The 23,532-nt window shown below is 51.8% G+C and carries 22 protein-coding genes; 13 read left to right on the top strand and 9 right to left on the bottom strand.

Annotation, left to right across the window (positions count from 1 at the left end; genetic code table 11):
• Positions 1-72: 72 nt before the first annotated feature.
• Positions 73-573: a GNAT family N-acetyltransferase gene (locus KW846_RS11040; RefSeq protein WP_218482256.1), complete on the top strand. Its 501-nt coding sequence runs from the start codon at positions 73-75 to the stop codon at positions 571-573.
• Positions 574-885: 312 nt separating this feature from the next.
• Here KW846_RS11040 and KW846_RS11035 read toward each other — a convergent pair whose 3' ends face one another.
• From KW846_RS11035 to KW846_RS11020, 4 genes are all read right to left on the bottom strand, one after another.
• Positions 886-2,397: an efflux transporter outer membrane subunit gene (locus tag KW846_RS11035; RefSeq protein ID WP_256356686.1), complete on the bottom strand. Its 1,512-nt coding sequence runs from the start codon at positions 2,395-2,397 to the stop codon at positions 886-888.
• A gap of 14 nt (positions 2,398-2,411) precedes the next feature.
• The gene (locus tag KW846_RS11030; RefSeq protein ID WP_218482254.1) at positions 2,412-5,597 is read right to left on the bottom strand and encodes an efflux RND transporter permease subunit; all 3,186 of its coding nucleotides are present in this window, start codon (positions 5,595-5,597) and stop codon (positions 2,412-2,414) included.
• 171 nt (positions 5,598-5,768) lie between these two features.
• Complete coding sequence (locus KW846_RS11025; protein WP_218482253.1) at positions 5,769-6,944, bottom strand: efflux RND transporter periplasmic adaptor subunit; 1,176 nt, start codon at positions 6,942-6,944, stop codon at positions 5,769-5,771.
• A 162-nt stretch (positions 6,945-7,106) separates the two neighbouring features.
• Positions 7,107-8,381, bottom strand: coding sequence for an MFS transporter (locus KW846_RS11020; RefSeq protein ID WP_218482252.1), 1,275 nt, complete (start codon positions 8,379-8,381; stop codon positions 7,107-7,109).
• 360 nt (positions 8,382-8,741) lie between these two features.
• On the opposite strand from KW846_RS11020, the gene KW846_RS11015 reads away from it, so the two are divergent.
• The 4 genes from KW846_RS11015 to KW846_RS11000 all read left to right on the top strand — a co-directional run bounded on the left by KW846_RS11015 (position 8,742) and on the right by KW846_RS11000 (position 12,075).
• Entirely contained in the window at positions 8,742-9,725 is a 984-nt protein-coding gene (locus KW846_RS11015; RefSeq protein WP_218482251.1) for a GlxA family transcriptional regulator, read from the top strand.
• 262 nt (positions 9,726-9,987) lie between these two features.
• Positions 9,988-10,728: an SDR family oxidoreductase gene (locus KW846_RS11010; protein ID WP_218482250.1), complete on the top strand. Its 741-nt coding sequence runs from the start codon at positions 9,988-9,990 to the stop codon at positions 10,726-10,728.
• Between the two features lie 259 nt (positions 10,729-10,987).
• The gene (locus tag KW846_RS11005; RefSeq protein WP_218482249.1) at positions 10,988-11,593 is read left to right on the top strand and encodes an SCO family protein; all 606 of its coding nucleotides are present in this window, start codon (positions 10,988-10,990) and stop codon (positions 11,591-11,593) included.
• Positions 11,593-12,075, top strand: coding sequence for a copper chaperone PCu(A)C (locus KW846_RS11000; protein WP_168426371.1), 483 nt, complete (start codon positions 11,593-11,595; stop codon positions 12,073-12,075). Before KW846_RS11005 ends, KW846_RS11000 begins: the two co-directional genes overlap by 1 nt.
• A gap of 434 nt (positions 12,076-12,509) precedes the next feature.
• Here KW846_RS11000 and KW846_RS10995 read toward each other — a convergent pair whose 3' ends face one another.
• Complete coding sequence (locus KW846_RS10995; RefSeq protein ID WP_168426372.1) at positions 12,510-12,896, bottom strand: nuclear transport factor 2 family protein; 387 nt, start codon at positions 12,894-12,896, stop codon at positions 12,510-12,512.
• A 431-nt stretch (positions 12,897-13,327) separates the two neighbouring features.
• Here KW846_RS10995 and KW846_RS10990 point away from each other — a divergent pair, with 431 nt between their 5' ends.
• Positions 13,328-14,296, top strand: coding sequence for a GlxA family transcriptional regulator (locus KW846_RS10990; RefSeq protein ID WP_218482248.1), 969 nt, complete (start codon positions 13,328-13,330; stop codon positions 14,294-14,296).
• Positions 14,297-14,591: 295 nt separating this feature from the next.
• On the opposite strand, the gene KW846_RS10985 is transcribed toward KW846_RS10990, so the two are convergent.
• Entirely contained in the window at positions 14,592-15,323 is a 732-nt protein-coding gene (locus tag KW846_RS10985; RefSeq protein WP_080520273.1) for a DJ-1/PfpI family protein, read from the bottom strand.
• A 54-nt stretch (positions 15,324-15,377) separates the two neighbouring features.
• Here KW846_RS10985 and KW846_RS10980 point away from each other — a divergent pair, with 54 nt between their 5' ends.
• The 6 genes from KW846_RS10980 (at position 15,378) to radC (ending at position 20,934) form a co-directional block, all read left to right on the top strand.
• A complete protein-coding gene (locus tag KW846_RS10980; protein WP_371321741.1) occupies positions 15,378-16,391 on the top strand; it encodes a helix-turn-helix domain-containing protein in 1,014 nt (337 codons plus the stop codon).
• 488 nt (positions 16,392-16,879) lie between these two features.
• Positions 16,880-17,209, top strand: a complete 330-nt coding sequence (locus KW846_RS30005) for a hypothetical protein (protein WP_008436736.1) — start codon at positions 16,880-16,882, stop codon at positions 17,207-17,209.
• Between the two features lie 66 nt (positions 17,210-17,275).
• Complete coding sequence (locus KW846_RS10975; RefSeq protein ID WP_047335639.1) at positions 17,276-18,244, top strand: DUF932 domain-containing protein; 969 nt, start codon at positions 17,276-17,278, stop codon at positions 18,242-18,244.
• A 111-nt stretch (positions 18,245-18,355) separates the two neighbouring features.
• Positions 18,356-19,360 carry a YqaJ viral recombinase family protein gene (locus KW846_RS10970; RefSeq protein WP_218482247.1) on the top strand — a complete coding sequence of 335 codons (1,005 nt, stop codon included), beginning with the start codon at positions 18,356-18,358 and terminating at the stop codon, positions 19,358-19,360.
• A gap of 106 nt (positions 19,361-19,466) precedes the next feature.
• Entirely contained in the window at positions 19,467-20,390 is a 924-nt protein-coding gene (locus KW846_RS10965; RefSeq protein WP_047335637.1) for a hypothetical protein, read from the top strand.
• A 46-nt stretch (positions 20,391-20,436) separates the two neighbouring features.
• Positions 20,437-20,934, top strand: a complete 498-nt coding sequence (gene radC / locus KW846_RS10960; protein WP_080520279.1) for a DNA repair protein RadC — start codon at positions 20,437-20,439, stop codon at positions 20,932-20,934.
• A 100-nt stretch (positions 20,935-21,034) separates the two neighbouring features.
• Here the strand turns inward: radC and KW846_RS10955 are convergent, their stop codons facing one another.
• The 3 genes from KW846_RS10955 to KW846_RS10945 form a co-directional block, all read right to left on the bottom strand.
• Positions 21,035-21,691, bottom strand: coding sequence for an inovirus Gp2 family protein (locus KW846_RS10955; protein ID WP_218482246.1), 657 nt, complete (start codon positions 21,689-21,691; stop codon positions 21,035-21,037).
• A gap of 358 nt (positions 21,692-22,049) precedes the next feature.
• Positions 22,050-22,250 (bottom strand): AlpA family transcriptional regulator, encoded by a 201-nt coding sequence (locus KW846_RS10950; protein WP_218482497.1) that lies wholly within the window; start codon positions 22,248-22,250, stop codon positions 22,050-22,052.
• A 127-nt stretch (positions 22,251-22,377) separates the two neighbouring features.
• Positions 22,378-22,518 carry a hypothetical protein gene (locus KW846_RS10945; RefSeq protein ID WP_218482245.1) on the bottom strand — a complete coding sequence of 47 codons (141 nt, stop codon included), beginning with the start codon at positions 22,516-22,518 and terminating at the stop codon, positions 22,378-22,380.
• Between the two features lie 146 nt (positions 22,519-22,664).
• Here KW846_RS10945 and KW846_RS10940 point away from each other — a divergent pair, with 146 nt between their 5' ends.
• Positions 22,665-23,513 carry a hypothetical protein gene (locus KW846_RS10940; protein WP_218482244.1) on the top strand — a complete coding sequence of 283 codons (849 nt, stop codon included), beginning with the start codon at positions 22,665-22,667 and terminating at the stop codon, positions 23,511-23,513.
• Positions 23,514-23,532: the final 19 nt, after the last annotated feature.

Here is a 23,532-nt window from a genome sequence, read left to right as displayed (position 1 = left end):
TAACACTTGAGTTGCGTGCTGCCAACTCAATGGTCGGTACGCGCTAATATTTACCAATCCAAGGAGCGATGAATGCGTGTGCGTCCAGCGATAACGGGTGACTCTGAGAGCATGAGTAGAATCGCGAAGGCTACCTTTTCACTGGCGTGCCCAGCAGACACTCCAGCAGAAGAATTAGAGCGCTACATCAGCGAAAATCTGACCGCGCGTTGTTTTCAGGCCGCGCTGGATTCGTCAAACCAAGAAGTGCGAGTGTTGGAGAAAGCCGGAGATATCGTGGGTTTCAGTTTGGTCGATTACAAACCAGATCGATTAAACATCCCACTGGCGGATGGCATCCCTGAGTTGAAACGATGCTATGTCGATTCAAAACACCATGGAACCGGTGCCGCACAGCTCCTCTTAACTGAGACGCTTGCTGGTATTTCAGAACGTATCCGGCTCACGGTGAATGATCAGAATGTCCGCGCAATAGGCTTCTACCAGCGTAATGGATTTTTGACAGTAGGAGAAACCAGTTTTCAATGCGGCGATGATGTCCACCGAGACTTGGTGATGGTACGTGAACTGTAGGGTTGCGGTTTTTTGCGTAAGCGTTCCGGGAAAACAGATTGCGAGACTCCTGCATTCAGGCGATCGGTGCCGAGTACCTAGGTCAGGTCGCCGGACGCTCACAATGAAAGGTCAAATCGAATGCAAACGCGTAGTCAATTGAAGTGCAATCTTGCGACAAGTAGGCACCGTCTAATCGGACAAGGTATGTTGGGTGGACACTTACTACAGTTTGACTCTGGCCGGGAAATTTCCGTTGGGTTTTAAGCATAAAAAAGCGGGTCAACTTGACCCGCTTTTCATGAGCAATTCAAAGCCGTTCAGGCTGCGTGATCAACGCTTAGGCCCATCGGAGGCAATGTTAGCGTCGGCTCGGTCCCACCCCCCACCTAATGCTCTAATCAGGCTCACCGTTGCAATGGCTTGAGTGCCCGTCAGACGGCTCAGTTGCAGTTCGGTTTGTAAGACCTGGCGCTGAGCATCGATAACGTCCAAGTAGCTAATTTGTCCCTCTTCATACTGAGTTTTAGAAAGTCGCTCTGTCCGTATTGATGCTGCAACAGCTTCGCTTTGATTATTTTTCTGATCATCGAGCAACCTCAGATCTGCAAGGTTGTCTTCTACCTCTCTGAAGGCCACCAATACTTGCTCCCGATACTTCGCAACCTGCTCGTCGTATCGAGCCCTTGCAGAGGCGAGATCTGCTTTCCTCCGACCACCATCAAATATCGGCAACGTCAGCGCCGTTCCTGCAAGGGGGCCTAGTAAAAAAGACCGAGTTGACCAGTCGAACAGATTCCCTAGCGATGACGACTCGAAGCCGGCGGAAGCATTTATGTTAAGCCGCGGAAAAAATGCTGATTTCGCCAATCCGATTTGTGCGTTAGCCGCGGCCATAGCTCTCTCGGCGGCAGCAATATCTGGACGGCGCTCGAGTAGAGCTGATGGTAACCCGATAGGCACCTGAGTCGCGATGGGCTCTAAAGGTGAGTCAGGGAAGTCGAAGTCGGCAGGAGACTTACCCAACAACACTGCAAGACTATGCTCTGACGTCGCGCGGAGCCGTGCGATCCCTACCGAGTCCGCCCTCGCAGTCGATAGTTCGTTGCGCGCTCGCGATAGGTCAAGTTCGCTTATGTCGCCCTCTTTGAATCGCCCCTCTACTAATTTCAGGGTGTTTTCACGCAGGGTGACCGTGCGACGAAATAGTCGAAGTTGGTTGTCGTACTCACGCAGCTCGAAATAATTTTTAGCCACATCAGCTTGGAGGGCTAACAGTACAGAACGATACAGCGCCTCGTTCTGTGCTTGATTAGCGAGCGCTGTGTTCACTTGCGAATCCACCTTCCCGAACAGGTCTACCTCGTAAGAGGCTGTCGCCTGCGCCCGCCAAAGAGTCTGCGTGGACCCACTCGCATCGTCAGACAACAATTGTGAGGCAGGAGACAGGCGTTCACGCGTAGGACCAAATCCCGCATCTAAGGACGGGAACCATCCCGCTCGGGCTGATTGGGTTAAGGCTCTCGATTGCTGGACTCGTGCGGCAGCCGCCTTCAGATTCTGATTAGCCTCTGCGGCTTGCCGCTCCATGTCGTTTAGCACCGGATCGCCAAAGACTAGCCACCATTCCCCACGATGCTCGGCATCGGCCGGTTCAGCGTTTTTCCAGGCGCTATCTTTGGGCAATGATGCTTGCTTCTGTTCAGCCGAAGCTTCCTTGAACGCCTGCGGAGTCGGGACGTCGGGGCGGTTGTATGTCGGCTCCACAGAGCATGCTGATAGAAGCGATAGCAGCGCTGAGGAAGTTAGCAGTCCAAAAATAGACTTTTTGGGTAATTGGATCATTCGTTTGGCTCCGATCATGCGTCCAATGCTTCCGTTGTCAGGTGAGGCGCGTCTTTTTGAGCCACGTGTACTTTGCCACCTGCCAGCGTACGCAGGACCACGTAGAAGACAGGTGTCAGTGCGAGACCGAACAGGGTCACGCCCAGCATGCCGAAAAACACCGAGATCCCCATGGCTTGACGCATTTCTGAGCCCGCCCCAGTGGAAAACACGAGTGGAACAACGCCCATAATGAAGGCGATGGAAGTCATGAGAATCGGCCGGAGACGCAAGCGGCTCGCTTCAATGGCTGCCTTCAGGGTTGTGTACCCGTCGTGCTCTAGTTCTCTGGCGAACTCGACTATCAAGATGGCGTTTTTGGAAGCCAATGCGACCAATACCATTAACCCGATCTGGGTAAAGATGTTGTTGTCTCCCTGCGTGAGCCACACCCCCGTGAGTGCACACAAGATGCTCATGGGAACGATCAGGATTACCGCCAAAGGAAGGGTCAAGCTTTCATACAGTGCGGCCAGTACGAGGAATACGAGCAGGACGCTGACAGGGAATACCCACATCCCGGCATTACCTGCCAAAACCTTTTGGTAAGTCAGCTCAGTCCACTCAAATTTTACGCCTTGAGGCAACACCTCTGCTGCAATGCGCTCTGCTGCTGCTTGGGCCTGGCCAGACGAATAGCCCGGCGCTGGGCCGCCGTTAATATCCGCTGCGGTGTAGCCGTTATATCGAACCACCATGTCCGGACCGTAGGTTGGGGTGATACGAACCAGAGACGATAGGGGCACCATTTCCCCACGGTCGTTTCTGGTTTTCAGCTGAAGGATGTCATCTGCTCGCTGACGAAACGGTGCGTCGGCCTGCACTCGTACCTGGTATACACGGCCAAAACTGTTGAAGTCATTCACATACAAGGAGCCAAGGTATACCTGCATGGTCTTGAATACATCGGTAACGGACACGCCCAGCTGTTTGGCTTTCACACGGTCTAGCTCGACGTTTAGCTGCGGGAAGTTGATCTGATAATTTGTTAGTGACCCACCAAGCTCCGGGGTCACCGCAGCCTTGGCCATGAATGCTTGAGTGGCCTTGTTAAGCTCCTCATACCCTAGGCTACCTTGGTCTTCCAGCTGCATTTTGAAGCCGCCCAGTGTGCCAAGCCCGAGTATTGGAGGCGGGGGAAAGGCTGCGACATAGGCTCCTTTGATACTGGCGAACTTTTGGTTAAGGGATGCGACGATGGCCGCGGCGGACTCATCTTTCGATGTACGTTCGCTGAGAGGCTTGAGGGGGACAAAGACAATCCCTGCGCTAGAGCTGTTCATGAATCCGTTAACGGACATGCCAGGGAAGCCGACTGCGTGAGCTGCGCCCGGCTGCTTCATGACTATTTCGCTCATCTGGCGAATCACTTCTTCCGTACGGTCAAGAGAAGCGCCATTGGGAAGCTGGGCGATGGTGACTAAGTACTCCTTGTCCTGCATGGGAATGAACCCAGCAGGCACAACGTTCCCCATAACCGCCGTGAGCCCCAGAAGAACCACATAAACAACCAGCATGCTGCCCTTGCGCTTAAGGACGCCTGTTACGCCTTTCGAGTATTGCTCCGAGCCACGATTGAAAACCTTGTTGAACGCTCGAAAAAAACCGCCCAGTAGCTTATTCATCACCCGTGTTAAGGCGTCTTGCTTAGCGTCGTGGCTACGCAAAAGTAGTGCGCTGAGGGCTGGAGAGAGCGTGAGTGAGTTGAAAGCAGAGATCACCGTAGAGATTGCAATGGTCATCGCAAACTGCTTGTAGAACTGGCCCGTGAGACCGCTCATAAATGCCAACGGTACAAACACAGCAACCAACGTGAGTGCGATAGCAATGATGGGGCCGCTGACCTCTTGCATGGCTTTATACGTGGCGTCCCTCGGGGTCAGACCGCTGGCTATGTTCCTCTCCACGTTTTCAACCACAACGATGGCATCGTCGACGACGATACCTATGGCTAACACCATTCCGAAAAGCGACAGGGCATTGATCGAGAAGCCGAAGGCCAGCAATAGCGCAAAGGTACCGATGATGGATACCGGTACAGCGATCAAAGGGATGATTGCTGTACGCCATGATTGAAGGAACACAATGACGACCACGACTACCAGTGCGATGGCTTCGAGCAGTGTTTCTATAACCGCCTGAATGCTCGACTTCACGAAGCGAGTGGGGTCGTAGATAAGCCTGTAATCCAGGCCTGGAGGGAAATCAGCGCTGAGATCTTTGAGTGCAGCGCGGATTTGGTCAGAGATCTCTAGCGCGTTAGCGCCTGGCAATTGGTAGATGGCGAGGGAGACGGCGGGTTTGTTGTCCAGCAGCGCACGCAATCCGTATTCAGCCGCAGAAAGTTCGACTCGGGCGACATCCCGCAGATGAGTAACTGCGCCATTCGGGCTAGTTTTGAGAACGATGTCGCGGAACTCGTCTACGGTCTTCAAGCGACCCTGGGCATTGATTGTCAGCTGCACCGCAGTACCCGGCGAAGAAGGCGCAGCACCAACGGCACCAGCAGCAACCTGGATGTTCTGTTCTTGAATGGAAGTGACAATCTCCGAGGCGGTGAGATTACGCTGTGCCACCTTCTGCGGATCGAGCCACACACGCATTGCGTAGTCACCTGCTCCCCACATATCGACACGGCCAACGCCAGGTATCCGCTCAAAGCGCGTTTTGACGTTCCGTACGCCGTAGTTCCTCAAATACGTTGTGTCGTACCGATCATTTGGTGACACGAGGTGCAGAAAAAGAACTAATGAAGAAGAGCTTTTGAGCGTAGTAACACCCAATCGTTGTACATCTTCGGGCAGTCGTGGCAATGCTTGATTGACTCGGTTCTGTACCAACTGGGTAGCCAAGTCCGGGTCAGTTCCTAATGCGAAAGTTACAGTGATGGTCAGGTTACCGTCACTGTTCGCTTGAGACTGCATGTACAGCATATTTTCAACGCCGTTGATTTTTTCCTCAAGCGGCGCTGCAACTGTCTCGGCAATGACTTTTGGGTTCGCTCCAGGATACTGCGCGCTGATTGTGACCGAGGGTGGAACGACCTCTGGATACTCAGAAATCGGTAATTTGAATATTGCTATCAACCCTGCAAGCAGGATCACCACAGATAGTACGCCCGCAAAGATCGGACGATCAATGAAGAACTTTGATATGTTCATTAATGACTCTTTAAGTGAGGCGGCTACTTGCTCTCAGCGCTGCTTGAAGATAAAAAGACAGCAGTATGCTTAAGAGTGCACTCTGTTTTACAAGCGATGTTTGGCCCAACAAATCGAACGTAACCGAGAGGCATTGATTGTTTATTGGGGTATTTTTAGTGCTGTCGTGGGTCAGTGACTGTTGTTAGCCTGAACGTCGCTGGGGGGAACTATCTTTCCTAGAACCTGCTCCCCAGGACGGACTCGTTGAATACCACCGATCACTACCCGTTCGCCTTCTTTTAGTCCAGATGTAATAATACGATCATTGCCTTGTAGATTTCCCAGCGCTACCGGGCGATAAACAATATGGTCATCCTTTCCCACAACCAAGACAAATCGCTTATCTTGATCGGTGCCAATTGCCGCATCATCAATAAGAAGGGCCGCGTATGGTTCACTGCCGCCCACTTTTACACGCGCATATAGCCCCGGGACCATAGTGCCATCAGCGTTGTCGAACCGTGCACGCATGCGGATAGTGCCTGAGGTAGTGTCGAGTTCATTGTCTACGGATTGGATGACTCCCCTGCGCGAATACCCTGTCTCATCTGCAAGCCCTAAATCAACCGGAACATTAGCCTTATTGCCGAGTCTGTTGATGTACTTAAGATAAGTCTGCTCATCAGCGTTGAACTCTGCATAAATGGGGTTCACAGAGACGAGCATCGTTAAAGGCGCTGCGCCTGCCCCGGCGTTTACGATGTTCCCTAGTGTTATTTCTGCCCGCGATACGCGACCAGAAATTGGAGCTGTAATCTGCGTATGGCCGAGATCAATTTTAGCTGCATCCAGCGCCGCTTCAGCAGTTTTAAGATTGGCACTGGCCTCCAATGCTGCGTTGTTTTTTTCATCGTAGTCACGTTTTGCGATTGCATTTTCGGTAATTAGACGCTGTGCCCTCTCCCAGTCGCTTCTAGTGTACGCGGCGCGAGCCTGAGCTGCCGCAACCTGCCCCTTAGCTCGTTCGACTTGTGCTTGGTAAGGTCGTGCATCTATGACGAACAGAGTGTCCCCTTTTTTAACCAATTGGCCGTCATGTATGTTGACGTCCGTTATGGTTCCTGCAACCAGCGGCCTAACCTCAACTTTTTCCACCGCCGCTAATCGGCCAGAATAGATTTGCCAGTCGGTAACGGTTTCTCTTTTAACGACCGCGACATCTACCTCTTGGATTGGGAGCTGGCCTTCCTGGGCTGCAGCTTTCTCTGAGTTATCGACCACACTAAAGGCAATGACTCCGGAAATACAAAGCATGCCTGCCGAATAAAGTACCAGCCTAGTGCGAGATTTGGAATTAGCGCTCATAATTACTCCGAAGTTAATCCTGTTCTAGCTTGACTGTTGTGTGAATGCCAACTTCCGATGGCTAATTCGCATGAAATATGAAATGGCGCTTCTTGGGAGCCAAGGTTTTTGCTTCTCCAGCAACACCGCGGTTTTTTTACAGTGCACAGCACGCGTGAGAAATCACGTCATAGACCTGTTTTCATTGTCTAGAACGCGTTCGCCATTGGCTATTTTTGTTCTGCGGTCGGCACGCATCCACCTTAAGGTAATAATGGCGGATACCGCGATCAGCGGAAAAACAATATTATTCATGCCCTTCCAGCCAAGTAATTGCAATAAGGGGCCGGCGGCCAAAGTGGCAAATGCAGTGAACGTATATTGAATAAATTCTGCCACTCCCTGCACCCTAGCCTTTTCGGAGGGGTGGTAGGAGGAAGTCAATAAGGTTGTGCCACCAACAAACATAAAATTCCACCCGACGCCTAAAAAAAGAAGCGCGATATAGAATGCGGTCAAGCTGTCCGAAAACTGTGCAATCAATCCGCAAGCTGCACTTAGTGCCATTCCCAGGAATAAAATCGGCGGCAATCCGAATAGGGCAATCAGGCGTCCAGCGAACAGTGACGGCGCGTACATACCCACTAAATGCCATTGAATAATGCTGGCGCCATCATTTATGGAGTGATTGCTGGCGACAGCAGCCAGCGGTGTCGCGGTCATGATGAACATCATCACCACGCCGCCAATAACGTTATTCGAGAGTGCCGCTAGTGAAATAGGTTGCTTGAATATTGTGAGTAATTTGCGTGGCGGCTGTTCGTGGTCATGCAGTTCCAATGGTTCTGGAAGTGCATCTTGGTAACCCAGCCAAAGTAATGCAGCGGAGGCAAGGCCCAGCAGGCATACCATCACGTACGAGCCGGCGAATAGGACTGGGAACAAATCCGCGCTCCAACTTGCCAACAAAGGCCCAAGAAAAGCGGCTATCACTCCGCCCGCAAGCACCAACGAGATCGCGCGCGCTTTGCGATTGTCAGGTTCCGAATCTGTCGCAGCCAATCGGTAATACTGGGCGAACGCTTGAAAAACACCTACGGCGGCTGTCCCCATGCAAAACAGCCAGAAAGAGTTTAGGAAAACTGCCCATACGGAAATCAATCCGCCTATCGCGCCGGTGAGAGCACCTAGTACAAATCCACGCCGCCTACCTATTTTCTGCATCAGAGTAGAGGCGAAATATGTCGCAATCGCGCCTGCTACGGTTATGAGTGCAAAGGGCAGAGTCGCAAGCGATTTATCGGGTGCGAGCTGATATCCCGTCAAACCGGTCAATGTGAGATCGATTGCGATGGCTGCCGTGAACAAACCCTGGGCTATTGCCAGCACAGCCACATTCGACGGGCTTGATGACCTTTCTAACGCTGAAATGTCTTCCGATAATTTTGATGTGCTCATTGTGTCCGCCTCCAGTCAAGACGGTTCGAGCTGTCTGCCCTTACAACCATGACGACTCTCCTGTTTAGAAACGGGAGCATTTTCTACGTCGCTGGCGGCTGGAGAAAGGACTTAGTTCCCTCCTTTTTGGTCATCGGGGGTGTATGAGGCGTAGGTGCTAAAAAACAAGAAAGGTTATAGCTAAGCGGGACTGTGGCGAAAGAAGGGATGATGACGTTTTTTGAGGGTTTTTTGCACTTTCCGCCATGACGTTTTTATAGGATCATTTGGTCCCTGCAGTACGCAAATCGGCCAGGAGGGCGCTGGCAGGCGAGAGATGATTCCAAGCAGGATCTTTGATTTTTTTAAGAAGGTACTCCCATGCGTGACATCGCTTTCCTGATCTTTCCCGAGTTTCAGATCCTGGATCTTAGCGGTCCGCTGGCCGCCTTTGAGATCGCTAAAGACATTGCTGCACAAGATTCCTACTGCTGTTCGGTGGTTTCGTTGTCGGGGGGGGGTGTAATGAGTTCATCTGGTCTAGAAGTAAAGAGTCAGAAGATCAGATCAACCCCATACGATACGTTGATAGTGGTCGGCGGAAAGGCTTTTTCTAAGCCCTATGACCTACCCATGGTGTCAGACCGCCTCGCCAATGCGGCCGCGAAAGGTACTAGGCGAGTTGCGAGTGTTTGTACTGGGGCTTTTCTATTGGCTTCGGCGGGTTTGTTAGACGGTCGGAGGGCGACTACACACTGGAGGCAGACCGCACGACTGCAACGAAACTTTCCGAAGGTGCGGGTCCAGCCCAATCATATATTCACCAAGGATGGCGGCATCTGGACCTCTGCTGGCATCTCTGCGGGAATTGATCTGGCGCTGGCCATGATTGAGGATGATCTCGGAAGTGCGGTTTCCCATGAGGTCGCCCGCGCCATGGTCGTGTATCACCGTCGGCCAGGAGGTCAATCACAATTTTCGGCCATGGCTGATATGGAGCCGACGACTGATCGCATGAGAGAAGTACTTTCCTACATGCGAGAGCATCTGAACGAACAGCTGTCAACTGAGCATTTAGCGTCGATCGCTTGCCTAAGCTTGCGTCAATTCGGTCGAGCATTTCTGCTAGAAACTGGGGAAACGCCGGCTAAAGCCGTGGAGCGTTTGCGTGTCGAGGTTGCGAAGCTGCGCGTTGAACGTGGGACTGAACCAATAGAGCTGATAGCACACTCGGTGGGCTTTAAGGACCCGGAGCGGATGCGCAGAGCCTTTATCAGAGTTATCGGGCACCCTCCTCAAAGCATCAGGCGACTGGCCACGCATCAGGGTTTTACCGCTTATGAGTCTGAGGTTGAAGTGCCTTAACTACCCCTTCAGGATTCATTGCCTGCGGCGCAATCCTCGTAGCATGGGGATATTTCGACGTTATGCCGAAAATCTATTCCCCCTAACAGCAGACTCATCAATATCTAATTCGGAAGTAGAAACAAGTTCGATCGAAAAGCATGGCGTAAATCGAGGGGAATAAGTCGTTTTGCAAAGCGCTAGTGACACTTAAGCTTAAGTCTCTGGATTTTAGTGACCTCTAATGGTCGCGATGAATCTCTAATCTATTAATGGGACAGTCATGAAAGAACTTTCAGGCAAACGTGCATTCATCACTGGCGCCGCACGCGGTATTGGTGCAGCTATCGCCATCGAGTTGGCAGAAAAAGGAGCTGATATTGCTTTCAGCTATGTTCGCTCTGGGGATGCCGCCGAGGAGCTGGCCAGAGAAATTGAGGGATTGGGTGTTAAAGCCTTCCCTATCCAAGCCGACAGTGCGGATTCCCAGGCTGTTACTCGGTCTGTACATGAGGCCGCTAGGCTTTTAGGAGGTTTGGACATACTAGTAAACAACGCGGGCGTCGCTTTTATTTGCCCGCTAGAGGCAATGCAACTGTATCAGATAGACCAGATCATCGCCGTAAACATTAGGGCAGTGATCTTGGCGTCTCAAGCTGCCATCACCTATCTTGGAGAGGGCGGAAGAATCATCAATATCGGCTCCTGTCTGGCGGAGCGCGTGGCCTTTGAATCGGTCACGGTCTATTCCATGTCCAAGTCCTCCCTGCTCTCCTTTACACGAGGACTTGCTCGTGAATTGGGGCCGCAAGGCATCACCGTTAATACTGTGCATCCTGGACCTACGGACACTGATATGAACCCTGCCGATGGTGATGGTGCTGACGCGATGAGGGCTCATTCAGCATTAGGGCGATACGGTACTGGGAAGGATGTCGCAGTGGCGGTCGCGTTCATCGCAAGCCCAAGCGCTAAACACATCACCGGCACCAGTTTGAGCGTGGACGGGGGCGTAAACGCATAGTCCTGATTAATCCACCTTGAGACTATCTGACGATTTACCCCAGGAATCTTAATCCCCAGAAATTGGTAACTCCGGCTGACTCCCAGTACCCATTCTGGTTGGATGAGTGGTGGGAGTCTATATCTTCATTGCATGAATACTTAGTTAGGTGGTTTAAATTTTGTGCTGTTGGACCTTACGTTAACAGTATTAGATAAATAATCATAAAATTCACCGCAGTAGTGATCTGCACGATTTTCGTATGAGGAGGCTTGAATCAATGAGCGTTATATTGACTCGCCGTAAGGTGATTTCAGGCATGGGACTTCTAGGTATGGGCATCCTCGCAGGCTGCGATACCCGGGGTGAGTTGTCATACAAATACGGTAAAGATTTGAGCGATAAGATTCTTGGGCGCACATTCAAGTTAAAAGACACTGACGGCGAGGTGAGAACTCTTTCAAGCTATCGGGGCGTGATGCCCATGATTTTTTTTGGATTTACTCAATGCCCGGCAGTCTGCCCAACTGCCTTAGCTCGTGCAGTAAAAATCAAAAAAATAATGGATAAGGATGGCTACCGCCTTCAGGTTGTCTTTATAACGCTTGATCCGGAACGGGATTCACCAGCCGTACTCGACGCATATGTCAAAACTTTTGATCCCTCATTTGTCGCACTCTATGGAACACTAGAAGAAACGGCCGCTACAGCCAAAGAATTCGGTGTGTTCTATGAGAAAGTACCTATTGGATCAACATATACACTTACTCATTCATCGACGAGCTACGTATATGACTACGAAGGAAAACTACGCCTTGGATTTTCTCAAGCACTTTCGGCGCTGCAATGTGCAGAAGATCTGACTACCCTCATGGAGATTTGCTAATGAACACGGCCCCCTATCGAGCAAATATTTTCCAGAGCTTTAAACAGATCGCAATCGGACTTTCCTTATTTGGATTGGCTTGCCAGGTATCAGCCCAGACGCAGGTAGAAGACGCATGGGTTCGCGCGACAGTGCCAGGACAACAAGCGACTGGTGCGTTCATGACGATCACTGCAAGCAGCGATAGCAAGCTGCTCAGTGCCCAATCATCGATAGCGAAAACCGTGCAAATTCACCAGTCGACCATCAAGAACGACGTGATGCGTATGCAACCAGTAGAGTTCGTTGCCTTACCTGCTGGCAAAACAGTCATTCTGGATCCCCATAACTATCACATTATGCTGATTGACTTGGTGAAACAGGTTGAAAATGGCGACAAGGTGCTTTTGCATCTTACGGTAGAGAACGCCATGGGCGAGATGGAATCGATCAAAGTTGAGGCCACTGCGCGGGCATTAAATATGGCTGATGACGCCAAATGAATTGATGGATTCAGCAATGAAACTCTAGTAGAAGAAATGCTTTTGTAGTGGCTGATTGAGCAAACTAAGTTCAAACGGGTTGATGTGGATCAGTCAAACGGCGCCCAACTTCTGTACAGAGCGAAAAAACAGAGATCTTCATTTCTCAGGGAGTGTGATGAATAGCATAAAGGTCTTTCTGTGCAGTGAGGCTGGAGCCTGCGCTCGTCATAAAACACGCAAGCGACGGTCAGTCTTTCTCGACATCCTCGACATCGAACCGCAATCTAAGAAAATGCCGGATTTTGAAAGGGATAGGTTTCACACACGCGTCGCGCAGCAGCTGGGTCCACCTTGCCACAATGAGGCAAATGCTTATCAACGTCGCCACAGCGGAAGCTGTGGAGACCTCGAACGATACGGAATAATTTATCTGATGCGATGCTGTCGAATCCTTATGCGTACCGTTGAAAAATCTTCGAGATAATTTTCCACTGACCATCGATTTTGAGCAGCGAAAGAAAGTCGTGGAAGCTCGCGCTCAAAACGTCATTCTCCATGTCCACCCGGACAACTGCAGCTGTGGGTGTGATAGCCAAGATATCCAGACGACTGCGGGTATTCGGTGAGGCACCCAGCGCTTTGAAGAAGCTCGCAAATACCGGAATAGCCGGACCTTGAAGCAGCTCATCACCGCTGTAGCCCCACATTATCGCGTCTTCGTGGAAAGCTTTCTCAATTCCAGCGATATCCCCAGAGCGATATCCGTCAATATAAGCTTGTGCTGCCTGAATCACATCGTCGTACTCAGTGGTGGCGACTGGTTTTATATGGGAAGTCATGTGGAACCCTCGTAGCTAGCGAAATGTGCGTGTTTTTATGGGCCTCGCAGAGTCACGTACCGCGATCACCAAAATGGTTGCTACAACGAGTGCTCCTCCCCTGGCTTAGAGACGATGCATTCATACCTAGCGGGCCCACTCCTGAGTAAGCCTACTCAAGCCGTTGCCTTACGAGGATTGGACTAAAACATTGGTGATTCGTAGTGCTCTACTGCGCCGCCTGCGAACCTGTAAAAGCGAGCATTACAACCGTCGCTCATGGTGTTCGTGTCACCAACTTTACGTAGGAATATGGGAAACGAAAACGACGTTTATCCCTCACTTTAAGCCAATAAATCTCGCTACTAAAAGCCATGAAGGGCGCCAGGCTTCGTGGTATTACACTAGGGTTCCCGTTAATCTGAGACTTAAAACGCTGGAGCTGAGCTGCGATGTACCGAATTGGATTTTTTGTCTGCCCTGGTCACGATGCCCTCGATCTTGCTGGGCCACTGTCTGCATTCAATCAAGTGGCTACGGCTGTTGGTCATAAGCCGTATGAGCTTCGTGTCGTATCGCACTCCGGAGGATCGGTTATTGGTAATTCAGGCCTTCCGGTCGAAACTACTCCAGTTGGCCAGCACACCTTTGACACCGTGATTTTTGTGGGTGGCGAAGTCGAGCCAATGCTGACAGCAGAGAATCTCGCCGCAGCAAGGCAATTGATCGTCAACGCTTCGCGAGTCGCCAGCGTGTGCACCGGGGCGTTCTTGCTTGCGGAAATCGGGCTGTTGAACGATCGGCGGGCCACGACGCACTGGAATCACACCGCACTACTGCAATCGCGTTTTCCCCGCATCAAGGTTGCGGGGGACAATATTTTTATTGAGGACGGGCACATCTGGACGTCGGCCGGCATCGCTTCCGGGATCGATCTGGCCCTCGCCCTGATTGAGAAAGATATGGGCGTGAATGTAGCGCGCGATGTCTCCAGATTGCTGGTCGTTCCATACCGACGGCCTGGTGGCCAGTCACAGTTTTCCGCGATGTCACAAATGGAGCCAGAGTCAGATCGCATCCGTATTGCGCTGAAATTCGCGAGAGAGCATCTGGCCGAGGAGTTGCCCATTGAGAGACTCGCCGATGCGGCGAGATTGAGCCTGCGACAATTCGGACGAGCATTCCGCCGAGAGACAGGTGAAACACCAGCTAAAGCAGTGGAACGCTTGCGCGTCGAAGCGGCGTGTTTACGTCTGCAAGAAGGCAGCGAGCCGATCGAGCAGATTGCTCAGGCGGTCGGTTTTACTGACCCAGAACGGATGCGTAGGGCGTTCGTTCGACTGCATGGATATTCACCGCAGTATGTCCGCCGCGAGAATCGGTTGAGTGGTGAGTGCTCGATAATCAATAGCGGTACATAGCGAAGCCGAACTCATCCTGGATGCACCCGCTGACTTATGGCTCTTGAGAATGCTGAATCCATTCATTCAAAAGGAGCCGAAACGTGCGAAGGATTGTAAAGATGGCATTCACGTGGGTGCTTACAAGTGGGCCACTAATGAGCCATTCTAAACGTAAAACCCCCGCGCGTAGGTACGCGCGGGGCTATATGCTTGAACTTGACGCCAGCTTAGGAACTGAGCCTAGAGCGACCCCGCGGCATGGCGCAGAAATGACTGATCAAGGTCCGCCGAGAACAACGTTACAGAGCAACGATCACGCGGGAGCTAGTTTTGATAACTGCGCTCGACGCTCCATATGCTCATTCGCGACTCTCACAGCCTCGTCAGTTCTCCCCCACAGACCCTTTATCTGTGCGACGATCTCCGGCCGCGCGGTACGTGGATTCCCCGAGTTCATTGTCGGCTGCGGGTCGTACTCGAGCACAAGCTGAGTAAACTCTGCCGCATCCTGGCCTTTAAGCTCGGCGATGACCTTCAGCGCAAAGTCGATACCTGCCGTTACACCGCCACCTGTGATTCGGTTCCTGTCGACGCATACCCGTTCGTAGCTCGGCTCGATACCCAGTGCTATGAGGGGTTCGTAGAAAGGCCAGTAGGTCGCTGCACGGTAGCCCTCCAATAGTCCCGCCATAGCAAGAAGTACAGAGCCTGTGCATACGGCGGTTACATAGGTGGCAGTCTGTCCTGCGCGAGCAATGAAATCGAGCAACTCCCGGTCCTTCATGATTTCAGGGGTTCCTCCGCCACCTGCGACGAACAGCACGTCTAGGTTATCTGGAACGTCATCAATCGTGATCGTGGGGTTCATGGTGACGCCCATATCCGTGGGAACGGGCTCCATGGTCTTCCAGATTATGTGAGTTTTGGCATGAAGGCCGAACGCCGTCTGTGGGCCAGCCAAATCCTGCAGAGTGAAGCCAGGAAAAATTACCATGCCAATCTGCAGTTGGCGGTCTTGAATCTTATTGCTCAGCTCATCAGTCATTACCGTCTCCTCTCGTCGTAGTTGACTAAAGAGTATTCCTGCCAGACGCTACACGTGAGTGGCTTAAATGACATCAAGCGATCGTTTTCTGCCAGTTATTTAATTTTGAGAGCAGGAGTCAACGCCGTGCATAAAATTGCGGTTCTGGTATTGAATGACGTGGTGCCGTTGGACTTTGGTATCGCCTATCAGGTTTTCGCTTTGGCTTCTAAGGTCGATAACAGCAACGCATACGAGGTGGAGGTGTGCGCACCCGAGCGGACAATTCGGGCCGCTAGCTTTGATATGCATGTGCGGTACGGCCTCGACCGTCTTGAGCTAGCCCACACTATTGTCATTCCAGGGTGTGAAGACCCGTTTGGAGAGGTTCCAGAGACGGTAAGAATCGCTCTTCGCGAGGCATATGTTCGTGGTGCACGATTGGCGTCAATCTGCACTGGGGCTTTTATCCTTGCCGAGAGCGGTCTTCTTGACGGAAAACGCGCTACTACGCATTGGCGTTTCGCCGAGGACTTGGCCAAGCTTCACCCAGAGATACAAGTAGAACCTAATGTTCTGTTCGTCGATGAAGGAAGCATCGTGACTTCGGCCGGCGCGTCAGCAGGATTAGATATGTGTTTGCATCTCGTGCGACGCGATTACGGCCAGTCTGTTGCGGCAAACACTGCCCGTCTAGCGGTCGCGCCACTGTACCGTGATGGTGGTCAGGCCCAGTTTATTCGTCAGGAGCTTCCAAGCTCTCCAACGAGCTTAATGCCCTTGATCGAATGGATGCGAGACAATTTGAACAGTTCGCACACGGTCGTTAGTCTTGCGGCTCGTGCCAACATGAGCTCTCGCACCTTTGCTCGGCGATTTCAAGAACAGACCGGTACTACAGCTTTACAGTGGCTTCTCACCGCTCGTATTGATCGAGCGCGTGCATTGCTTGAGGAGAGCGATACATCGATTGATCAAACGGCACTTCTTTCCGGATTCGGGTCTGCGGTGACCTTCCGGTCGCGGTTCCGAAGGGTCGTTGGCCTGACGCCGACGGAGTACCGTCGTCGTTTCAGCTCAGTAAACTAAAATCCAAATACCCGCAGACCATGGGTTTGGATTTTCAGGACGACCGACACGCTCACATTGATGCGTCAATCGCCAATCCCGCTGGCGATCAATGACAGTACCTCGCTCGGCACATTTTTCGGGGCACAACAAATTCGGGATGGGAGCGCTGTAGTTTCACTACGGCGAATCAAGAACTTCCCATGGACAAATGCTAGAAAATCATGCCCTTATGCCAGCTCCTTAGCCTGAGTTTTTACTGTCGTAACGCTGGGCGCTATCAATGGATTTCTGGTCCGAGAGACCCGATAGTCGGTCAGTTGTAGGGCGGGTTTGCCTCATACTCCCTCCGGCTCGAGTGTCATGACCATTGGCTATGCGCCCGTGGATAATCAAAAATATTTCAGACCTATATCACCTCTATGAACGCCCACCTGTATCGACTGCAGTTGGGATTTTGGCGTGCCTGCACTTCGCTTAGCACGCTCATCATTTGAGAGGATCTGCGTATGTATAGCCCTTGCCCAAGTTGTAACTCTGGACGCATCGTCACGAAAAATATCGGCAAACAAGCAGGCGGTTTGATCGGTGCCGCAGGCGGCGCCGCTAGTGGTACAGCTGGCGCTCTGTCCGGCGCTGAAGCTGGAGCTGTTTTAGGTGTCGCCGGAGGCCCAATAGGCATCGCAATCGGGAGCGTCGCTGGGGCGATTTTAGGGGGGTTGTTTGGAGGGGTCGCTGGCGGTATCGCCGGGGCCACGCTCGGTGAACAGATCGATGACAAGGTACTGAATAACTATCAATGCCTAGAGTGCGGTTACAGCTTCAGCGCTAATCGCTAACTCATCGAGTCAGCCCCTGTTTCTCATGCAAACAGGGGCGCCCCTTTTGTGAAAGGACCTATTCCCATGGCTCATCTCATTGAACAAATGGCTTATGTTGGCGCAACTCCCTGGCACGGTCTGGGTAGTCGTCTTTCTCCGAAACAACCCATCGAAATCTGGCAGCGCGAAGCGGGTATGGACTGGAAGATCCAGGACAGCCCGGTGCATTTCAAATCCGATAGCATCGGTGCACTTGGCTCAATTCACACCTTCCCTGACCAGAAGGTTCTCTACCGCTCCGATACTAAGGCCCCGTTGTCCGTGGTTTCTCAGCGCTACCAGGTCGTGCAGCCGCGCGAGGTCTTGGAGTTCTATCGGGACCTCACTGAAGTATCGGGCTTCGAGCTGGAAACGGCCGGCGTACTCAAAGGCGGTCGCAAGTTTTGGGCGCTGGCCCGCACTGGCCAAGGTACGACCTTGAGAGGCAACGATCAGGTCAATGGTTATCTCCTGCTGGCCACCTCCTGTGACGGTACCTTGGCTACCACGGCCACACCTACAACTGTGCGGGTAGTTTGCAATAACACGTTGACTATTGCGCTGGACGGTTCGGCCAAAGCGATCAAGGTGCCGCACAGCACGCGTTTCGATCCACAGGCAGTTAAAAAGCAACTCGGTATCGCCGTCTCGCAATGGGACAACTTCATGCACCGGATGCGAATGCTATCTGAACGCAAAGTTCAGTGGCATGAAGCCATGGGATTCTTCATGAACGTGCTGTGTGATGCCAATCCGAACATGCCACTACCGGCAGTACTTCCCAACGAGCGGGCGCTACGCAAGGTGCAATGCCTGTATGAAGGTCAGGGCCGCGGGTCAACCCTGGAGTCAGCTCAAGGAACCGCCTGGGGCCTGCTCAACGCCGTGACGGAGTACGTCGACCACGAACGCCGTGCGAGAAGCATCGAGTACCGTATGGACTCTGCCTGGTTCGGGCAAGGAGCACAGCTCAAGCAACGGGCGCTGGAGGCGGCGCTACAACTTGCAGCTTAGGCCTAGTTTTCACTGTCCTCATAAACCCCTTCCCCATTCTGTTCTTCCACTCCCTAAACGCCTGATCAGCTTCGTGCTGGTTGGGCGTTTTTATGCCTCAAGGAAATGATTATGAGCTCTCAATCCCTACTACATCTCAGAACTAAACCCAGTCCTGCCTTACGCTTGGTCGGCACCAAACAACTGCCGCGTGAGGACTGGTTGACCGTGCGCAAGCAAGGCATCGGCAGTTCAGATGCCGCCGCCGCTGTGGGCCTGAACCCTTATAAATCACAGCTGGAACTGTGGATGGAAAAAACCGGGCGTGACACCTTACTAACCATGCTCGATCCGCAGGATGAGGAAAGCCCCGCGTACTGGGGCAACATCCTGGAGCCGATTGTCGCATCCCATTACACCCGGCGCAGCGGTCATCGGGTCCGCCGGGTCAATGCGGTTCTGCAGCATCCTGATCCCAAACTGGCCTGGATGCTGGCCAATATCGACCGTGAGGTTATCGGTGCGTCAGAAGTGCAGATTCTCGAATGCAAAACCGCCGGCATAAACGGCGCACGTCTCTGGAAAGAAGGCGTGCCCGAGTATGTGCAGTTGCAGGTCATTCACCAGTTGGCCGTGACTGGCAAGCAGGCGGCGGATGTGGCGGTACTGCTCGGAGGTCAGCACCTGGAAATCCATCGCATTGAGCGCGATGAGTCACTGATAGCTCGGCTGATCGACCTGGAACGGCTCTTCTGGGATTACGTCGTCAGTGACACCCCACCGCCGGCAGACGGTTCGGCCTCAGCGGAGCAAGCTTTGCGCTGTCTGTATCCGCACGACAATGGACAAACCCTAGACTTTAGCCAGGACACACTGCTCTGCACGGCCTTTACCGAGCTGCAGAACGTGCGCAAGTCGATTGCTCTGCAGGAGGCGCAGGAAGCTCAACTTAAGCAAACACTGCAACAGGCCATAGGCGATGCCAGTCAGGCGACCTTCGCAACCGGCAGCATCACGTGGAAGAAAGCCAAAGACAGCTTGGCTCTGGATATCCCCCGCCTGCTAAAAGAAAAGCCTCATCTGCAAGTTCGCTACTCGACCACCAAAGCCGGTAGTCGACGTTTTCTGCTGGCTTAAACGATCGTTCGCTCCTCCCTTATCCCCGTGCCCTTTCCCTTCAATGCCACCCTGGTCGCTCACGCGGTCTCGGTGGCGTTTTTATTTCAGTGACAGGAGAACTCCCATGCTCAAAGGTTTAGCCATCACACCGCCGGTTTTAGGCCGAATTTCCATCGGCAAAGTCGTCGAAAAGAACGGTAAGCGTCTGCCAGAAAAGGACGATCAATTTACCCTCACCTCCCAATTACATAACCGTGACGGCTGGTTGCTGCATCCCCTTAACGAAGAACTGCGCAATGGTAAGGACGGCAAGCTGCGCAGCATTCCGATCCGGCTGCTGTTCAACGAGCCGGACCTCAACTTTCGGGCTGACTACAGCCTGTTCGACCGTAATACTGGCCGGCCGCTGTGCGTCGGCAATGGTGAGACCTGCAAGCGTCTGACCAAGGATGGTATTCAGTCGTTGCCCTGCCCTTCACCGGATGGCTGTTCACTGGCTCAAGGCAATGCCTGCAAACCTTACGGCCGGCTCAACGTTGTGATTGGCGATGACGATCCACTTGGCAGCTTTGTCTTTCGCACCACAGGCTACAACAGCATCCGCACCCTGGCAGCGCGACTGCACTATCTGCAAGCCATCTCCGGCGATCGACTGGCCTGCCTGCCGCTGGAGTTGCGTCTTCGCGGTAAGTCCACTCGCCAAAGCCACGGTGTACCGATTTTCTACGTAGACATCACGGTACGCAGCGGTCTGGGCATGGAAGATGCCTTACTTGCAGCCAAGCAATTGGAGGAGACCCGTCAAGCCGCAGGCTTTGACCAGAGCGCCTTGGATCAAGCGGCACGGCAGGGTTTTAACAATGGGGCCTTTGAGGACACCGTGGAGGACACAGGTGCCATCGTCGAGGAGTTCTTCCCTGTCATTGAAGATCAGCCCAGCCGTATAGAACTCAACCCCCCTCCACCGGCAGCGCCTGCCAAACCCTCACTTGCCCAGAAGCTGGAATCGCGAGCCTCGCAGCACAAAAGCAGGTCTTCGGTTCAGTAGCCATCAACTCTTCTGCGTTCTTCCCTATTCGCTCAGGAATACCCGAATGAAATATCACAAGCTGATAGCCGGTGAAACAATCGGTACCTATGTCATGGAATCCCCGGTTACCGAGGCTGACATCCTGCAGATGGCACAACAATTGGCAATGAGCCGTCTGTCTAAAGGCCGGGCATTAACGGAGCCAAAGCAGGTTTTTAGCCACCTGCAAACACTGCTGCAGTACCACGAGCACGAGGTCTTTGCGCTACTACTGCTCGACAGCAAACATCGAGTGATTGCCTTCAGAGAGCTATTCAGAGGCACGCTGGATGGCGCCAGCGTCTACCCGCGAGAAGTAGTCAAAATTGCGTTGGAGCACAATGCGGCAGCGGTGATTTTGGTACATAACCATCCATCCGGCGACCCTGAACCCAGCCAAGCTGATCGCACGCTAACCCAGGCGCTCAAGAACGCCCTCAGCATGATTGGCACCCAGACGTTGGATCACATCGTTGTAGGTCATGAAGGCTGCGTATCGCTGGCTGAACGAGGTTACCTTTAACTCCAATGTACACACCGTCCGATGGACCGCCTTTGGCACTGCCAGGGTGGTCGTCGGCACGGTGTCCTTCTATTTTTTTTGTCGTTATTCAGCGTTGTGCTCAGGTTCTGCTGCACCCGAAACCATGGGAACCATCCCCAAAAACCTTCGTGCTCGACTTACACAGGTAGCTCGCACGATGGAAGAAGGCTGCCTGTCCGGCTATCTCGTCGCGATACAAGTGATAGTAAGGATTTTGTGGAATCTCGACCAACCCCCTGACGGCTTCTACTGATAGCCCTAAAGCACTTGCCCACGCTCCTTCCAAGCGATTAAACATGTTGTCTCTGCCTGATTCGAGCTTACCCAGCGCATTGAAGGCATCGTAGTTCAGCAAGATCGCAAAGTGATGATGTGGTCGCCCGTGCTGCCCTTGTTCCCTAGCCCAGATGTAACGCACCTTGGTGTCGTGTGCGTACTTATTCACAAGTTTCGCCATCTGGCGATTGTGCTTGATCTTGGCTTTAAAGGATTCGATGAAGCGGTCAATAACTTCGTTCGTGAAAGCGTAATCAGGCAATTGAATGTTAGCTGGTAGCCGCAGGTCAAACCTGAATGCAAACACACGAGGGTACTGATTAAGCGCTCGAGATACCGTCTGATGAAGACGGTTTAGGTACTCTTGGATGAAAGGTCCCTTATCCACTTGCACGGTCAAGCCTTGATAAGAACCTTCGCAATGAAGGGTTAAGTTCGTGTTACCTGGATATCTAGCCATGATGGAGCTCCGAGTATTGAGTTTCATATAGTCAGGCCCACTAGTACATTTTTACTTACATCTAAGAATGCAGAGCACAATACTGCTCTGCTTAGAGCGCCTATCTTCCCTCCGACACACCTCCTACACCTAACCAGTACAGACAAGCCAAACTCACAATAGAGATACTGTATAAACATAGTACCAATACCGAAGCAATCAGGCGGCAGCACGCTAAACAAACCGCCCACAAACCTTGCTAAAATACAACTTCATACAGGTTAAAGCCGCTCCGGAAAATCACCACCAAGGAACATATCTCTAGTGGTGTTAATTAAACCCATCCAATTAAACCTCCAAAGCCAGCCACAGCAAAATATCAGGTGCTCTCGCTCACAACTTTATCCCGCTCTTTAACTTTATCCAGTATCCATTCGTGCACTTCACTTTCCAGCCAACCTACGCAACGGTCACCCAATGAAATAGGCTTAGGAAATGAATCTCCCGAAATAAACTTGTAGATAGTGGATCTAGCAAGACCAGTGAGATCCACGACCTCTTTCAATCGAATTATCCTCATGAACGCATCTCCTGTATTCGTCCAGAGGATTGGCAAGGTCAGTAGAATTTTACTGAAGGCCACGAAACTCCTGTCCAGCGACTAGTCAATGAACACTCAGAGGCTAGATAGCGGGCATGGTGAGAAGCTACCCTTCCTTGCCATGGGCAGCGGCGTTGACGGATTTTTGAAGACCTTCCGTCACCCGCTCCTTGTTGACCTCAAGCCGGTTCAGGCCCAGCAGCATTTCAGCGGCTTGCTCACGGATGGTCAGTCGGGCGAACTCCATGTGCTGATGTCTTAAACACCGCATAATTTCGGTCTTATCATAAGAATCATCTACTATAAATATTCTAGTAAAAAACTATAAAATTCATGCAAAATTTCTATTTTTGTGCTATAAAAATACTGAATTTTTTCTAGAAGACTTATAAAATGTCCATCAGAGTCAATGATCATCTTTCTCAGCTCTGGGGAGACAATTCAGTCAATGACCGCAGAGATATTTGGCTATGGAAACGCCTCCAAGATTACGGGCTCAATATTGGCCCCCTCGACAGAGCGCCGCGAGAGATGCGCAACATAATCGCAGAGGGCTTGAGTTTAAACCCACATATCGCTGAGACTTTGAAACAACAGGAAGCGGCGAAGTTACTTCATCAGGATCACTTCAAGTGGATACATGAGGGCAAACGCCAAATCTCATGGGTGAGTAATCGGTTACTTACCGCTTCAGGACTTATTCCATTCATGATCCCAACAAACCTACATGGAATGGACAGACTGTATTACATCGCAGACTGCTGGGAAGCCGACATCACCTACAAGCGTATTGAACTGAAGAACATAGAGGAACTGTGGAGATCACAAAAAAACGCTGACAAACCTTTCAGATGGTTTAAAGACGACAACCAAAAAATCTTACTCGCGTGGGAATGGCTTACAAAGAACACTCAACTCACTCTTTCATGCCCCCCATTTGAAGACTACGAAGACCTTTTAATATATTTTGACGAAAGCTTTATCATCAACGAACAAAGAGAGCTCTACCTCACTAAAATTAAAGCACGATGGAGCCAGCAAAAATACAGAAGCAACCTATCAGGGAAGTCTCAGTACAACTTTATACTTTCCGACAAGGCTATACGCAGTTTAGACAAAATATGCGAACAACATGAAATCAGTCGTGCACGAGCAATAGAAATCCTCATAGCGCAAGAAGAGATAAACGCTACGTACATTGCTGAAAAACTAAAAAACTCCAAACTACTCAATCAAGATTAGTGGACTTTGCAGAAATAGA

Source organism: Pseudomonas sp. PDM32, assembly GCF_019219225.1.
In the GTDB taxonomy this organism is placed as follows: domain Bacteria; phylum Pseudomonadota; class Gammaproteobacteria; order Pseudomonadales; family Pseudomonadaceae; genus Aquipseudomonas; species Aquipseudomonas laurylsulfatiphila.
The sequence above is the reverse complement of the archived record's forward strand: the minus strand, read 5'-3'. Positions and strand labels throughout refer to the sequence as shown.